Annotated in this window: 18 protein-coding genes; 14 read left to right on the top strand and 4 right to left on the bottom strand. The window is 35.0% G+C overall.

From position 1 onward, the window contains the following. The first annotated feature begins 26 nt into the window (after positions 1–26). The 5 genes from MKY26_RS22230 to coaA all read left to right on the top strand — a co-directional run bounded on the left by MKY26_RS22230 (position 27) and on the right by coaA (position 3,896). Positions 27–449, top strand: coding sequence for a CotD family spore coat protein (locus MKY26_RS22230; protein ID WP_233435294.1), 423 nt, complete (start codon positions 27–29; stop codon positions 447–449). A 176-nt stretch (positions 450–625) separates the two neighbouring features. Then, positions 626–994 carry a GntR family transcriptional regulator gene (locus tag MKY26_RS22225; protein ID WP_095370255.1) on the top strand — a complete coding sequence of 123 codons (369 nt, stop codon included), beginning with the start codon at positions 626–628 and terminating at the stop codon, positions 992–994. Then, on the top strand, positions 987–1,862 hold the full coding sequence (locus MKY26_RS22220) for an ATP-binding cassette domain-containing protein (protein WP_095370254.1): 876 nt from the start codon (positions 987–989) through the stop codon (positions 1,860–1,862). The genes MKY26_RS22225 and MKY26_RS22220 overlap by 8 nt, the downstream gene beginning before the upstream one ends. A 1-nt stretch (position 1,863) precedes the next feature. Next, positions 1,864–2,580: a hypothetical protein gene (locus tag MKY26_RS22215; protein ID WP_095370253.1), complete on the top strand. Its 717-nt coding sequence runs from the start codon at positions 1,864–1,866 to the stop codon at positions 2,578–2,580. 365 nt (positions 2,581–2,945) lie between these two features. Next, positions 2,946–3,896, top strand: a complete 951-nt coding sequence (gene coaA, locus MKY26_RS22210) for a type I pantothenate kinase (protein WP_095370252.1) — start codon at positions 2,946–2,948, stop codon at positions 3,894–3,896. Between the two features lie 64 nt (positions 3,897–3,960). Here the strand turns inward: coaA and MKY26_RS22205 are convergent, their stop codons facing one another. After that, positions 3,961–4,626 (bottom strand): O-methyltransferase, encoded by a 666-nt coding sequence (locus MKY26_RS22205; protein WP_095370251.1) that lies wholly within the window; start codon positions 4,624–4,626, stop codon positions 3,961–3,963. 124 nt (positions 4,627–4,750) lie between these two features. On the opposite strand from MKY26_RS22205, the gene MKY26_RS22200 reads away from it, so the two are divergent. The 7 genes from MKY26_RS22200 (at position 4,751) to MKY26_RS22170 (ending at position 9,487) form a co-directional block, all read left to right on the top strand. Continuing rightward, a complete protein-coding gene (locus MKY26_RS22200) occupies positions 4,751–5,647 on the top strand; it encodes a LysR family transcriptional regulator (protein WP_322909983.1) in 897 nt (298 codons plus the stop codon). Between the two features lie 87 nt (positions 5,648–5,734). Then, positions 5,735–6,661 carry an AEC family transporter gene (locus MKY26_RS22195; RefSeq protein WP_322909984.1) on the top strand — a complete coding sequence of 309 codons (927 nt, stop codon included), beginning with the start codon at positions 5,735–5,737 and terminating at the stop codon, positions 6,659–6,661. Between the two features lie 246 nt (positions 6,662–6,907). After that, complete coding sequence (locus tag MKY26_RS22190) at positions 6,908–7,489, top strand: TetR/AcrR family transcriptional regulator (protein ID WP_322909985.1); 582 nt, start codon at positions 6,908–6,910, stop codon at positions 7,487–7,489. A 15-nt stretch (positions 7,490–7,504) separates the two neighbouring features. Continuing rightward, positions 7,505–8,200: a DsbA family oxidoreductase gene (locus MKY26_RS22185; RefSeq protein WP_322909986.1), complete on the top strand. Its 696-nt coding sequence runs from the start codon at positions 7,505–7,507 to the stop codon at positions 8,198–8,200. Positions 8,201–8,226: 26 nt separating this feature from the next. Next, the gene (locus MKY26_RS22180; RefSeq protein WP_095370246.1) at positions 8,227–8,682 is read left to right on the top strand and encodes a DinB family protein; all 456 of its coding nucleotides are present in this window, start codon (positions 8,227–8,229) and stop codon (positions 8,680–8,682) included. Between the two features lie 136 nt (positions 8,683–8,818). Further along, a complete protein-coding gene (locus MKY26_RS22175; RefSeq protein ID WP_341099260.1) occupies positions 8,819–9,274 on the top strand; it encodes an N-acetyltransferase in 456 nt (151 codons plus the stop codon). 84 nt (positions 9,275–9,358) lie between these two features. Continuing rightward, the gene (locus tag MKY26_RS22170; RefSeq protein WP_263624095.1) at positions 9,359–9,487 is read left to right on the top strand and encodes a hypothetical protein; all 129 of its coding nucleotides are present in this window, start codon (positions 9,359–9,361) and stop codon (positions 9,485–9,487) included. Positions 9,488–9,753: 266 nt separating this feature from the next. Here the strand turns inward: MKY26_RS22170 and erm are convergent, their stop codons facing one another. Continuing rightward, on the bottom strand, positions 9,754–10,611 hold the full coding sequence (gene erm / locus MKY26_RS22165) for a 23S ribosomal RNA methyltransferase Erm (RefSeq protein ID WP_224935020.1): 858 nt from the start codon (positions 10,609–10,611) through the stop codon (positions 9,754–9,756). A gap of 665 nt (positions 10,612–11,276) precedes the next feature. Between erm and MKY26_RS22160 the strand changes: the two genes are divergently transcribed. Beyond that, complete coding sequence (locus tag MKY26_RS22160) at positions 11,277–12,038, top strand: kanamycin nucleotidyltransferase C-terminal domain-containing protein (RefSeq protein ID WP_095370241.1); 762 nt, start codon at positions 11,277–11,279, stop codon at positions 12,036–12,038. A gap of 47 nt (positions 12,039–12,085) precedes the next feature. Here the strand turns inward: MKY26_RS22160 and MKY26_RS22155 are convergent, their stop codons facing one another. Continuing rightward, the gene (locus MKY26_RS22155; protein WP_095370240.1) at positions 12,086–12,952 is read right to left on the bottom strand and encodes a sulfite exporter TauE/SafE family protein; all 867 of its coding nucleotides are present in this window, start codon (positions 12,950–12,952) and stop codon (positions 12,086–12,088) included. A gap of 199 nt (positions 12,953–13,151) precedes the next feature. Then, positions 13,152–14,198, bottom strand: coding sequence for a 2,3-butanediol dehydrogenase (locus MKY26_RS22150; RefSeq protein WP_322909987.1), 1,047 nt, complete (start codon positions 14,196–14,198; stop codon positions 13,152–13,154). 128 nt (positions 14,199–14,326) lie between these two features. On the opposite strand from MKY26_RS22150, the gene MKY26_RS22145 reads away from it, so the two are divergent. Beyond that, positions 14,327–15,247: a LysR family transcriptional regulator gene (locus tag MKY26_RS22145; RefSeq protein ID WP_341099258.1), complete on the top strand. Its 921-nt coding sequence runs from the start codon at positions 14,327–14,329 to the stop codon at positions 15,245–15,247. The last annotated feature ends 72 nt before the right edge of the window (positions 15,248–15,319 follow it).

Raw genomic sequence — 15,319 nt, 5'->3', positions numbered from 1 at the left:
GAATAAAACAGAATGGAGGTCTTAGCGTGAGCTATAAACAATGGAATAACCCAAATCAGGTGGCAGGTGCGCAATCGGGTGCACAATTGCCTCATCAAGTGGCAGGTGCGCAAACAGGTGCACAATTGCCTCACCAAGTAGCAGGTGCTCAAACTGGTCCATGGGGTGGTCAACCGCAATTCTTATCCCCATCTCATTCACCAGCACAACAAGGTCCAACTCAAGTTTCTCCAACTCAGCAATATGTAAAGCCGAATTATTCAAACACAAATATCAATCATGTACACCCTAGTCATACTACAAATGTTAATAAACACTGTATTACGCACAAACATTACTTCCCACACACTGAATCCGTTGTAAATGAGTGTAAAGAACAACATATCATGTGTGGTCAGCCTTACAACCCTTGTCAAACAGGCGGTTGGGGTCCTAAAAGACCTTGGTAAATTTTTTTGAGAACTGTCATTAATGGCAGTTCTTTTTTATTTTTCTTATATTTTCTTGATAGTGATCAAAAGGTTATTACAAATAGTATTCACGTTGACTTTACAAGGTACATAAAATGATGTATAGTTGGTTACACGAGTAATCAACCTATCAACTAGGTAGGAAGGGGTTAAAAGTGAAATCAGTCTTTGATGATTCTAAGCCAATATTTCAACAATTGGCGGAAACGATAGCAGATGATATTGTTGATGGTCACTTAAAAGAGGGAGATCAAGTACCTTCGACGACAGAGCTTTCTCAGTTTTATCAAATCAATCGAGCAACAGCACAAAAAGGTTTAGGGCTTCTTGTAGATAAGGAGCTGGTATTTAAACAGCGAGGTGTTGGTATGTTTGTAGCGAAAGGAGCGAAGGCGTTGTTATTAAAAGAAAGGCAAGCAGATTTCTATAAACAATATGTGCTACCTATGTTAGATGAAGCGAAGCGCATCCATTTAAAAGAAGAAGAAATTCTTCGACTTATAAGGGGGGGGAATAATGATTAAGATTCAAGGGATCGATTTTAACTACGGATCCACACTTGCTTTAAAGAATGTAAACTTAGTAGAAGAAGAGCCCATTATTATGGGACTTTGGGGTCGGAATGGCGCAGGTAAAACGACATTAATGAAGCTGTTGGCAGGTTTGGAGAAACCCAAAAATGGCGTCATTGATATTCATGGAATCTCGCCCTACAATCATTCAGAAGGGATGAAGTATATTGCTTATATGCAGGAAAATCATCCGTTTTCTGAGTTTTGGAATGTGAAAGATGCATTAATGTTTGGAGCGTATTTCAATCCAAATTGGGATCAGCAATATGCTGAAGAGCTGGTGGAATTATTTGAATTACCTAAGAAGAAGCTGATAAGGAAATTTTCTAAAGGGATGCAAACAATGATAAAAATCGTCATTGGCTTGGCTAGTAAGGCGCCAGTAACAATTATGGATGAACCGACAAATGGGTTAGACGCATTTAGAAGAAAACAATTCTATGATGTATTGTTAGAGACATATGAAGACCATCCACGTTTGTTTATACTTTCCTCTCATCATATAGAGGAAATTGAACCACTATGTGAGAAAATAGCTGTTATTCATAACAAAACATTAGCTAGTTATACCGATACGGAAGAGTTAAAGCGAAGGGGGCTCATGTTAACTGGGCCTGTAGAAGAAGTGCAAAAGCTAGTGCAGAGTCACCACCAAATACTTCAACAGAAAAAGTTACGTAACCAAATGCAAGTAATGATTGATGATGTAATAACAGATGAATGGCACACAATCGCGAATGCAAATAAGGTTCGTCTAGAAAATGTTTCGTTGCAAGACTATCTGGTGCAAAAAACAATGACGCAGGAAGGGAGAGATTAACATGTTCTCTACATTTAATGGACCGTTTAAATTAATGTTCGAAGATTTGAAGAAACAGACAATTATTATTCTCTCTATTACTGTGAGCATACTTATTCTATTTTCTATTAGTGGCTATTTAATTGGTGAGAATTTCACTGGTGCGATTTTTGGACCTATATATGGATTTTTTCTCATTTATCCGTTTTTACTCTATAATAAAACATATAAGTATGTTCTTTCACTAGGAGGAACAAGGCGGCAGTATCTTTTAAGTACAATAATTAATACAGTTTTATTTATCTGTATTAATACGGCTTTTCTTAATGTGATGTATCAGTTAAATTTATATTTATCAGAGAACAATGTTAATCCAGTTCAATTGCAACATGTTGGCTTATTATTTCAAAGTGATAATCCAGTTCTTTATTGGTGGGCTGATGTTGTGCTGTGTGTGTTTTTATTTGGTGTCTTATTATTAGTCAATAGTCTATGGTTTTATTTAGGTACAATTAGGCTATTAATTGGGATAACGATTTTCGGTGGCATATTGGTTGTTTGGTTTACAAATGAAGGAATGGGTAAAATAATTGACTTATTTATTAATCATTTACTTACATTCATTCACATATTAGGATTCGCTGGTTTATGCGGTATGGCTTTATCCTACTTGATTATGCGAAACGGCCCACTGGAAAGAGGTGGCCATTTAGTAGGGATAAGATTAAAGAATAATTAACAATTATATTGAAAAAGGTACTGCATGTCGCAGTGCTTTTTTTTCGATGATATATAGTGAACACCTAACAACAATGAGAATGAGGGGTGAAACCATATAAGACATGTAAGAAAAAGACGAAAATTAAGGTTAGATATGGTAATTGGAATGTGGAGTGAAAGAATGGGGAAAGTAATGACGATATGATTAAAATCTTATATTCGGAGTAAAGTAAGAAGCATAGTGACGTTGTAGTACGGGATAATAGATAAACGCTTGAAAAATCGATTTTTTCCATTTGGAAAAATAAAAAAGCTGAAAAAACTGTATGATATGTTAAAATAAACTCAAGAATTGAAAATGTTAAGGTTAGTGAGGACAAAAAGTTGAATAAACAATTAACAAAGGATTACTCACCCTATTTAACTTTTAATCGAAGTGAATGGTCAGCACTCAGTAGGAGATCAACCATTCCTTTAGAGGATTTGGATTTGCAGTCATTACAAGGGGTAAATGACCGATTATCATTGTCAGAAGTAACAGAAGTATATCAGCCTATTTCCCAACTTTTGAATTTGTACTATTTAAATGCAAAAAACATGCATAAAGATAGCAATCATTTCTTACAGATGGAAACAAAGAAGGTTCCTTATATTATTGGTATTGCAGGAAGTGTGGCAGTTGGTAAAAGTACAACGGCTAGAATGATTCAATATTTGATTTCGGAGTGGCCTGAACAGCCTAAGGTAGACCTAGTAACAACGGATGGATTTCTCTACCCAAATGAAATATTAGAATCAAAGGGACTTATGAAGAAGAAAGGCTTCCCAGAAAGTTATGATATTAGTAAGCTCTTCAAGTTTCTTTCTGAATTAAAATCGGGTCAATCAGTTGTGCAGGCACCTGTCTATTCACATTTAACGTATAATATTGTTCGTGATGAGATGCAAACGCTTACGGAGCCTGATATTGTCATTGTTGAAGGAATTAATGTCTTACAGCCACCTAAAAATGTGAGAGGTAAAGATAAGCCCTTTATCTCAGACTTCTTTGACTTCTCTATTTATATCGACGCTGAGGAAGCGAATGTTGAGAAATGGTACAAAGAAAGATTCCAACTACTTAGGAGTACGGCTTTTAAAAATCCGAAATCTTATTTTAATAAGTTTGCCAAAATGAGTGAAGGGGAAGCTTTAGCAATTGCTGACCGAATTTGGAAGGAAACGAATCATACAAATTTAAAGAAGAATATATTACCCACGAAGAACCGTGCTGATTTAATTATTGAAAAAGGCGAAGGCCATAGTGTGACAGAAGTAAAAGTTAGAAAGCTATAAAAGGAATCCCGACAATACCTGTACTAATAAAAAAACTGAGTGATAATCATCACTCAGTTTTTTTCTATTTAACAATGGCTAATACAAATCCGTCGTAACCTTTTTGACCAACTGTTTGTATAGCTGTAGATTCTACTTGGGGATGATTTTCAAGAAGGTCGAAGAAGGAGCGTACACCTTGTATGCGAGGGTCCGTACTATGTTCTTCAATGATTTCTCCATTTCTAACGATATTGTCGGCAATAATTACTGCTCCCTTATTAGCTAATTTTAAGGCCCAATTTAAGTATGCTGGATTATTCTCTTTATCAGCATCGATAAATATTAAATCAAATTGCACTTCTCTTTCATCAAGAATAGGTAATGTTTCTAAAGCTTTACCCTCAATGATTTCAACTTGATCTGAAAATGGAGTCTGTTCAATGTTTTTACGAGCAACATTGGCATATTTTGAATTAGCTTCTAATGTATAAATTTTAGCCCCTTTATTGAGTGCTTTTGCAAACCAAAGACTACTATAGCCTCCAAGGGTGCCAATTTCTAGAATGTTTTTAGGGGAACGTAACTTTGTGATTAAGTAAAGAAGCTTTCCTTGAGTTGGTGATACATCAATGGCAGGTAAGTCTGCTTCCTCATTTGCTCGTAGTATATCTTCGAGCTCACTATCAATAGTAATTAATTTGTCGATTAAGTAATCATCCACATCAGACCACACAATTTTATCTTCCATCATTATCTCCCCTTTTATGAAAAATGTATGTTTCTTTATTTTAAGTATATGTTATGATTTATAATAAAAAAAATATATTATTTTTATAGTTTTATAAATAATAATTATAATAAAGGGTGATTGAATGAACACACATGGATTAAGATTATTTTATCAAGTGGCAAAAATCGGCAGTTTCACTAAAGCGGCTGAGCAATTAAATATTAGCCAACCGGCTGTTTCTAGCCAAATTAAGAAATTCGAACATGAAATTGGTGTGCCTTTATTTCAACAAAATGGTAGAAAAGCCGTTCTTACTGAATTTGGTATAGCTTTGGCTGGTAAAGCAGAGCATTTGTTTTCTTTAGAAAAGCAAATTGAAGCATTTATAGATGATTACCGTAATGGTGAGGAAGGAACGATAAGGATTGCTACCACCTATTTACCTGCAAACTTATTATTACCTAAGTTAGCAGCCAGTTTTAAGCGTGAACATGAAAAGGTCAATTTGGTCATTTCTACAAGTAATACGAAAGATGCTTTTGATCAACTTCAACATTATAAAGCAGATATTGCTATATATGGTGGAATTGGTGAACGCCCGGAGAATGTTGATTGGTACGAATTATTAGAAGATGAACTATGGTTTGTTGTAGGGGCAAATCATCGATTAGCCAATCAAGCGATTAAACTTGAAGAAATGGTCAAAGAGCCATTCATTATGCGAGAAGAAGGCAGTTCCATGCGTGAGCATTTGGTCTCGCTTTGTTATGCTAACCAATTAAATCCGCCGAAGGTTGCCCTGCAATTTGATGGACTAAGTGAAACAATTTCTACGGTCATATCCGGATATGGAGCAAATTTTATTTCCTCACTCGTTGTCAAAGACCATATCAAAAATGGGCAACTAGCAAGGGTTTATGTAGAGGGCGTTTCTGTACAACATAGAATTGCCATTTGTACACGTAAAAACGAGGAACAATCCATCCTTGTCAAACAATTTATTGAGAAATGCAAACAGAACATTAGAAAAAATTATTGAAAAACATAATAAATATTGAATTTACTTATGGCCTAGTGTTGCTTAAGCTAAGAATAGAAGGTTTATAATGGAAAGGTGTTTTTCTATATGACATTTTTTATTGAGATATTCTTGCAAATTATTTTCCCTATTCTTCTTTTATTGGCATTAGGTGCTTTCTTGCAAAGAAAGTTTTCTTTTCAATTGAAGCAACTATCTACGTTAGTAACCAATTGTTTTATGCCAGCAGCTATCTTTTTACATATTTATCGCTCATCTTTTGATGCGAGTTTATTAGGCCAACTGTTGAGCTATTTGTTTATTTTTACGGTGGCTTTAATGATTATCGGGCAAATCATGGCGAAGTGTTTATCTTTAAATAAGGGAGAGGCAGCCACGTTAAAAAATAGTATTTCCTTGATGAATTCTAATAATTATGGTTTGCCTGTGAGTCAACTTGTTTTTACTGTTAATCCACTAGGTGTTTCCGTACAAATTATTATAATTGTAGTGCAAAATATTTTAACCTTTACATATGGTATGTATAATCTTCTTTCAACTAGCCGATCGATAGGTTCACTTCTATTGTCGCTCGTAAAATTGCCTGTGATTCATGCCCTTCTATTAGGATATCTCTTCTTATTATTCAACATCCCTCTTCCCACTTTTATAGAGATTCCTTTAGATCAATTGGCAGCTGGTTTTATTGGTTTAGCTTTATTATTGTTAGGTGCACAGTTATCACAAATACAATTAAAAATGTTTCATCGTGTGATTACGTGGAGCTTAATTGGACGTTTATTATTAGGACCAGCTCTTTCATTTCTTATTATTACACTTCTTGGAATTGAAGGGATTTTAGCACAATCATTATTTATTGCCAGTGCTTTTCCTACTTCAAGAAATACAGCTACAATTGCTCTTGAATATAACGTGGAACCTCAGTTGACTGCTCAAATTGTGCTCTATTCTACATTATTAAGCAGTTTAACTGTATCTTTAGTTATCTATTTATCTTACCTTTTATATGTATAATATAATGGTTTCAATCAACAATTATTTGTTATAGCATGCCGCAATTTTTTGGAAGTATGGCGTCTTCTCCTAAAATTGTAATTATATTTTCAATGCGGGTCATTTAATATTAACCTTTTGCTATAAGGAATTTTTTCTATACAGACCTGCATAGAAAAGGATCTGTTTATATATATGTCGTAACTTTAGTTTTGGACTAATCGGTACTTAATTGGTATACTACATTTATTAAGGAGGGAGGACATTTTGGCTCGTCCATTAAATTTTAATCCGCAATTAAAATTAAAAGCTGTCATGATCTTGTTTTGGAAAAAAGGATATCATGCAACATCTCTCTCTGATCTACAAGAAGTCACCGGTTTAAGTAAAAGTAGTATTTATCAAGCGTACGGTAATAAATATGACTTATTTATAGCCGCCTTTCGTATGTATCATGAGGAACAGCTCAAACAACTTCAGGACATCATACAAAATGGCGATAATGGTTATGAGGCAATAGAAACCTTCTTATTAAAAATTGTTCATGCAGAGGATGGTTTACCATGTGGTTGCATGACAAGCAATGAAGCGATTGAAATGGGTCCACATGATCAAGCGTTTAGTCAGCTCATTAATGAGCAATTTCAAGAAATAGAAGAAGTATTTATTAGTGCTATTGATAGAGGAAAGAAAGATCAATCAATAACTTCGCATACAGACAGCTTGTTGTTGGCGCGGTTTCTTATGGTGATCATTCAAGGTATAAATGTAATGAGCAGTACGAAAACAAATAGTGATCGTGTAATGGATGCAGTATCAGTCACTAAACAAATACTAAAAGGTTTATAGAAAGTAGGGAATAGAATGAAAGTAGAAATTTGGTCAGATATTGCTTGCCCTTTCTGTTATATTGGCAAAAGAAAGTTTGAACATGCACTTGATGGCTTCAATCAAAAAGATGAGGTAGAAGTGGTGTATAAAAGCTTTCAATTGGATCCAAATGCTCCACAAAATACTACAGAAACGATGAATCAAATGCTGGCAAAGAAATACGGCCAGTCTGTTGAGCAAGTTGAACAAATGCAAAAACAAGTAACGGTACAAGCGAATGAGGTAGGCTTAGATTATCATCTAAACGATGCTAAAATGACAAATACCTTAGATGCTCATCGCCTAATCCACCTAGCAAAAGAAAAAGGTAAGATGAGCGAAATGAAAGAGCAATTACTTAAAAGTTATTTTGTCGAAGGAAAACATGTAGGGGAAATAGAATCATTAGTTGATATCGCAGCAGCTGTAGGATTAGATAAAGAAGAGGTAACATCTGTTCTAGCTTCTGATCAATATAAAAAAGAAGTAGAGGCAGATATGCAAGAGGGTGTGCAGTTAGGTGTGCAAGGTGTTCCATTCTTTGTCTTTAATCGCAAGTATGCCGTTTCAGGGGCTCAACCTTCAAATGTTTTTTCTGAAGTATTAACAAAAGTAATCGAAGAGGAAAAGCAAAGCCAACCATTGAATGTAATTAAACAAGGCGATGCTTGCACAGATGGCAGCTGTTAAATTTTATTTTAAGGAGTGTTTAACAAATGAGTGAAGCAATCAAGTATCAACTAGAATTAACAAGAAACAATCTATTAAGAGAAGTAAAAAACATCCCGCAAGATTTATTAGATGTTCAACCTGAAGGCTTCAATAACACAATCCATTGGCATATTGGACATGTTCTAACAGTGACTGAGCAATTCATAATGAATTATCCAAACAACACAGATCATCTTTCTGAGAATTATTTGCAGTTATTTGGTTACGGCACAAAGCCGAGTGATTGGACAGGAGAAGTCCCGTCTGTAAATTTTTTAATTGATCAACTACAAGATCAAATCGTTCGAATAAATAAAATCCCCAATGATGTATTCAATCAAGAATTACCTGAGGCAATATTAGGGCAAAAAACTGTAGGCCAACTAGCAATGTTGTCTGCTTACCATGAAGCAAATCATCTAGGTCAAATTCATGCAATGAAGCGCATAGTTGAAAAATAATAATACAAAGTTGCAGATAGCTTTTTAGCTATCTGTATTTTTTATTTGAATTTTCCCTTTTTTCATATTATTATATTGAATAAAAATCCGTTATGATGTATTTTTATTATATTACACATAAAAGGGGTTCACGGCAATGGAAATTTTAAATGCAGTTAGTACGGATGTGAAACAAATTCATCAATTAATCAAAGTATACGCTGATAAGGGCATTGTCCTGCCAAGGTCATATCTATCACTCTATCAACATTTACAGTGTTTATATGTAATGAAAGAAGAGGGGAAGATTGTCGGCGTTGCCGGTTTACATGTATTGGGAGAAGATCTAGCTGAAATTCGCTCCCTTGTTGTAGATGATCAATATACGGGTAATGGAATCGGCCGTCTGCTAGTCAATAAAGTGGCAGAAGAAGCTGTGAAATTAGGGATACAAAGGCTTATCTCATTAACCTATGAGCAAGAATTCTTTGCTAAATGTGATTTTACTGTAGTGTCTCGCCATTCACTACCAGAGAAGGTTTGGGTAGATTGTATGTCATGCCCTAAAAATGATGCTTGTGACGAGATTGCCATGATTCGTTTTATCGCTTAAATTTAATGTGAATGCTGCAGTCACTAGCTACTGTAGTAGTTTTTTGGTCTGCTAGTCGGGTTTACACATTATAGGATGTGCGGAATGCACAATTCTCTATTGAAACCCGTTACGGGTGCGGTATTAATTATGATTGCAATCTTAATTGCTGAGCTAAAGCCATCCCTCAATAAAAACCAATCTGCTAAAAAAATTGTACTAAGCGACTCATAAGAAACTCTTTAATTTAAACATTACATGAACACATTGTGAAACATCGTACTTAAGCAGGGAGCGGGTTTGTTTTAGAAGGGGAAAATATTATTAGATTGATCTAAGGAATGTCTACAAAAGTTAGACATTCCTTAGAGTACAAAATAACTAAAACGAAGAACATCAGGTTTATGGGTCTAATTATTTACATAGGTGTACAATAATTACATTTCAATTTTCAATCATTTCTTTGAATTAGAGAGATAACTCGTTTCTTCCTCAGCCAGTTACTTCTTTTTAACTTTTGGCCATAAAGGTCGTTGAACATAATTAATCATCGTATTGAACACAATCCCCCATTGCGTATTTGTTAAAGAACCAATGGGTGTTCCATTTGAAATACCTAAGCTTTTTTTTATATGTTTTAACTGTGGAAGTGTAAATATTCCTCGCAAAGCAATATCTAAAGGGGCATTAGATTGCTTTAGGGCATATTGTGCCAGTCCAAGGAAAGCTAAATAATATTTTTTCTGGACAATGGGTTCTTTCCTTCTAGTTATTAGAACCATTGCAGAATCTACTTTGGGTGGGGGAGAAAAATTATTTCTTGAGATGTCTTTGATATAGTGTATATCAAACCACATTCTCCAAGCTAACACATAAGAATCTTTGACTGACTTTGAGGTAAAGCGTTTTGCAGCCCCTTTCTCCATTACAATGACCCCTTTTTGAAATCCACTTGATGGATTATTTAAAAGCATCTTCATTATCGGAGTTGTAATGGAGTAGGGTATATTCGAGACAACGACAAAATGCTCATTGGGTAAAAAAACCTTCATAATGTCCTTATGGATAATTTGCGTGTTAATATTCTGTGCCGTTTTTTTCTTTAGAATTTCGACATACTTCAAATCATATTCTACTGCAAGGACCTTTCCTGCACTGTTCGCTAATAATGAGGTTAAAGCTCCTTTCCCAGCTCCTAATTCTAAAACTATATCACTACTATTTATATTTGCTCGTTCAATAATTTCATTAAGTAATTTCTTATTACTCATCAGATGCTGGCCAGAAAAATTGGGGAACTTCATACTTTTTAATTTTTTTTCACAGTATTTATGGGTCTTCTTACTCTTCCTCGTCATACTATCTCTTCCCTTCGAAAATTAATAAATCAAAGGGATCTGCCTGTGATTCAGAGTAGAGGGAAGAAAGCCTATCTTCATAAGATAAGGGGAAATCCTAGATAGTCGCAACCAAATAAACCTACTTTTTGCTAAAAAAGAAAGGTAATCATACGTAAAAAAAGAAAAGCATAACTCAGCCTTTCTTCACATTACATATTTTTTGTAGGAAATGAAGATTATTTAAAAAGGGCAGACTAATCCCGTTTACTCTGTATACACAAAACAGAGCCTTTGAACGTATTAAATTTATGAGTTCAAAGTTGAGATACGAAGTCTGACATATGAATGACCCATTTTTAATAATCCTCCTTATAATAATTTAATGATACATTGTTTATTATAACTCGTTCTTCAAAATAAATCAAAATATTTTGAATTTTTTACCGTGCAAAGTTTTTATGGAAGTTGTATTTTTACTTCACTATCAATATATACCTTCATAGAGCCATAGAGTAAAAAGAGCCAAACTGACAAAGTAAGTTTTCTGCAAAAATGATGACTTATTTTCAAATTTAACCGATAATAGAAGAGAAGTATACCGGTTAATATCATCCTATATTGTGAATGCCTATCCTATTATCATTTTCTAAAGGAAATCTTCAGTCAACGAAAGCAGTGATATCATGTTTTTACTTCCACAACCAACATCTCGAATTGAAAAAGACAGATTCATCGATATTGTGAAGGAACGTTTATTAAAAGTATATGATGAGAAAATCATGGCTATCGGTGTCTATGGCTCATTTGCCCTTGATGAGGATGGTCCTTATTCAGATATAAATTTTCAAGTGATTGTTTTTGATGGACAACGAATCGATGATTTTCAGTTTATTTATCCGCCGTTTAAGGTAACCATTGAGTCGCTGCAAAAACAGCAATACATAACGTCTGCGAAAGAAATAAATTCAGATTGGTCATTAAACGTTGCACGTTTCATACATACGATGCCTATCTATGATCCGATTATGTTTTTCTCAAAAATGAAAAGCATCCCCCTGCAAATATCTAGCTACGAGATAAAAGATGTAATGAAAAAGTGTATGATTGAAGAGTTGTACGTGAAGATGGCTAAAATAAGAAACTTAAGGCTCCTTCAGGATGAAACATCATTGTTGTTAAATGCAGTGGAGTTTTGTGAACAAGGTGCTAAGTTAATTGGCTTAGCTAATCGTTATTATTTTCGTTCAAAAACAAGGATGCTTGAAGAATCATTAGGAATTGCCACCAAACCTCATGGCTATGAACAATTAGTGAAACTTATTCTTCAAAGAGATTGGGACATTAGTGAAATTGTATATGAAGCTTGTGAGCATCTTTGGACTGGAATCAATCAGTGGTTCAATGAACTTGGAATTAACTATCGCTCACATTCTTTTCCATTTTAAAAGTCATCTTCCAAAACGAGAGAAGATGACTTTTTTTGTAATGGAGACTAGTTCTTATTTCTTTTATTCTTGCTGATGACAAAAATAATACCACTAATCCAAAGTAAGAAAATAACGACATAGATTAGATAAATCCATATATCAGGCGTTTGGAAGGTCAATAAGATCGTCCTGGCGTTAGTAAGGACAATAAATCCACCAACGAGTACTCCTAATAGATATGGTGGCAACACTTTAACTAACCAAGCTGCAATAGGAGCAGCAATAATGCCACCGATCATTAAAGCAATGACCCAAGTCCAATTCAGTTCCTCCCAGCCTAAAGCAATGAAAAAACCAACGCTAGCAGACAGTGCAATGGCGAATTCACTAGTATCCACTGTGCCAATTACTTTTCTAGCAGATATCCCTTTTTTGGATAGTAAAACAGGTGTGGCAATTGGTCCCCATCCACCACCACCTGTTGCATCTGCAAAGCCGGCAATAAGTCCAAGTGGAATTGCTTGCTTTCGCGATAAATGTAAAGTTTGTTTTTGTCTTTTTACTTCGTATTGGAAAAGAAACCGAAAAAAAACAAATAAACCTAAAAGAAGTAGAAATCCAGCAATATAAGGTTTAACCACATCACCAGGTAGTTGACTTAAGAAGCAAGCCCCTATAAATGCACCAATTGATCCCGGAATAATTAAACGAAAAACCGCTTGTTTGTCAACATTGCCAAACTTTATGTGTGATGCACCTGAGGCAGCAGTCGTTACAACTTCGGCTAAATGGACAGATGCTGAGGCGACAGCAGGAGCGATTCCAAAAGTAAGTAAAAGAGTTGATGAAGTTACGCCATACGCCATGCCAAGGGAGCCATCTATTAACTGTGCAAAAAAACCAATAAAGGCAAAAATAATTAGTTTCCTCATAGTCCTTCCCCTTTAAAAGTAATCTAATTTAACATATGATTTTTTTGTACAAGAGTGCATGGAAAGTGTATGAGATGAGGTGTTTCTCAAATGGAATACCTCATTTATGGGGAAATGATATAGAGGATTTTGCTAAAGAGAAATGAATCTAAATTCATATAAAAGTAGCCAGCTAAAATAGCTGGCTAGGGCGGTAATGTCATGATTGTTCAGATTTTACTAAAATTTTGACCTGTGCTTTTTCTTTAACCAATGTTTCAAAACCTTCTTCAATTACCTCGTCTAAGGTAATCTTCTTCGTAACGAGTTGGCTGGCTCGGAAGTAGCCTTTTTGCATAAGTGATAATACGGCAGGGAAAACATCACGATATCCGATGATTCCTTTAACAGTCCGTTCTTTCATTACAATATCATTTGGAAGGATCTCTGCCCCTTTTTCCCAAATGCTTACGATAATTGTTTCCCCACCAATTCCAGTAGATTGAATTGCTTGTTTAAGTACAACTGGTACGCCAGTAACTTCAAAAGAGACATTCACACCACCATTAGTTAATCTAGCAATTTCCGCAACAGTGTCATCTACTTCGGCTGGGTTTATTATAGTTGCCCCTAATTCTCTTGCTTTTGCCTGTCGTTCAGGTGAAAGTTCAACAGCATAAATATCTGTTGCGCCAGCGGCTTTTAAAGCTTCTATTACAAGTAAACCGATTGGGCCGCAGCCAAATACAGCTACCTTATCTCCAGCTTTCACTTTACTAGATCGTACTGCATAGAGAGCTACTGCAGCAGGTTCGACAAGGGCTCCTTGTTCAAAAGAGAGATCATCTGGCAGTTTAAAAAGTAGCTCTTCATCAACGGCTACGTATTCACTAAAACCACCGCCACCTCCTGCTAGGCCTAAAAATCCCATTTGTTCGTCTAAGTTATAAGCACCTTGGTGTCCGTGTGTCGCAAAAATTGGTTCTACTACTACTCGGTCACCAACTTTGAGCTTACTTACACTGTCGCCAATTTCGACAATCTCTCCAGAGAATTCATGTCCTAGTGTAATCGGGGCTGTTTCATTTGTTAATGGATGTGGCTTATCAACAGGTATAAAAATAGGTCCGCCTAGATATTCATGTAAATCGCTTCCGCAAATACCGCACCATTTGACTTTTATTTTTACTTGCCCTGATTGAACGATAGGTTCGTCAATATCTTCTAGACGAATGTCTTTTTGGTTATGCCATCTTAATGCTTTCATATCATTACATCCCCTAAATATTTTGTATAATTTGTTACGATTAAAAGTATACAACTAATTTACCTTATGATAAATTTAGTTATTATTAACTAAGGTTAATCAAAACTTAACTAAAGAGGATGCTTCTTATGAATATTGAACAATTGAAATATATTGTTGTGATAGCTAGAACAGGTTCTTTAAAACAAGCAGCAGATGAATTACATTTGACTTTACCTGCATTAAGTCAATCGATTAAAAGTTTAGAAGGTGAATTAAATATTACTTTGTTTCATCGTTCACGAAGGGGATCTGTACCTACTGAGGAAGGGCATAAACTTATCGAAAAAGCAAAGTATGTCCTATTAGCATATCAAGATTTTATTGATGAAGCAGAAGCTTATACAAATACAATGAGTGGGGAAATAAGAGTTGCTACTTACCCTGGCCCCATGGGCATTTTGGTGGAAGTTATTTCAAAACTAAAAATGGATTATCCGGATATTAAAACGGCTGTTTATGAGAATAGTACAGAAGCAATTATTAAAAAAGTTCAAGATGGTGAGGTTGATGTTGGCCTTATTACTTATAACGAGAAGGAAGAACATAAATATCGTACGTTGATCTTTAATAAGTTATTGGATGGACATATGGTAGCTGCAATAAATAAGAATTCTCAACTAACAAAATACAGCCAAATTACTGAAGAAATGCTTAAAGGACAACCAATCATCTTGTATGATGATATTTATATATCTGATTTTATGAAAAGGTTTAATTTACCCGCTTTAGATATTCGTCTTATAACAAATAATATTGATACGATTAAGAATTCACTAGAGAACAATACAGCAATCAACATTGGATTTGATTATGCTTTTAAGACAGATGTCGGTTTATCAAAAAGTAGTGAGTTTGTTATTGTCGAATTCGCTCCCCCACTTAATAATACGTATGCATTTGGTTATATTTATCATAAGAATAATGGGCTTTCAAGAATTATAAGGGAGTTTATTAAGAGGATGTCCAATAAGCTAAGAACAAATCCTGCAGATAAGCGGATTGATTAATGGCAGCATAGGTAAAGATGAAGGAGGTATTTGCTCAAAGGCGATGGTACTAATTGTTTGAAATCAGCCAGG

Origin of the sequence: Cytobacillus sp. FSL R7-0680 (assembly GCF_038009245.1) — a bacterium.
Lineage (GTDB): Bacteria > Bacillota > Bacilli > Bacillales > Cytobacillaceae > Cytobacillus > Cytobacillus kochii.
The sequence above is the reverse complement of the archived record's forward strand: the minus strand, read 5'-3'. Positions and strand labels throughout refer to the sequence as shown.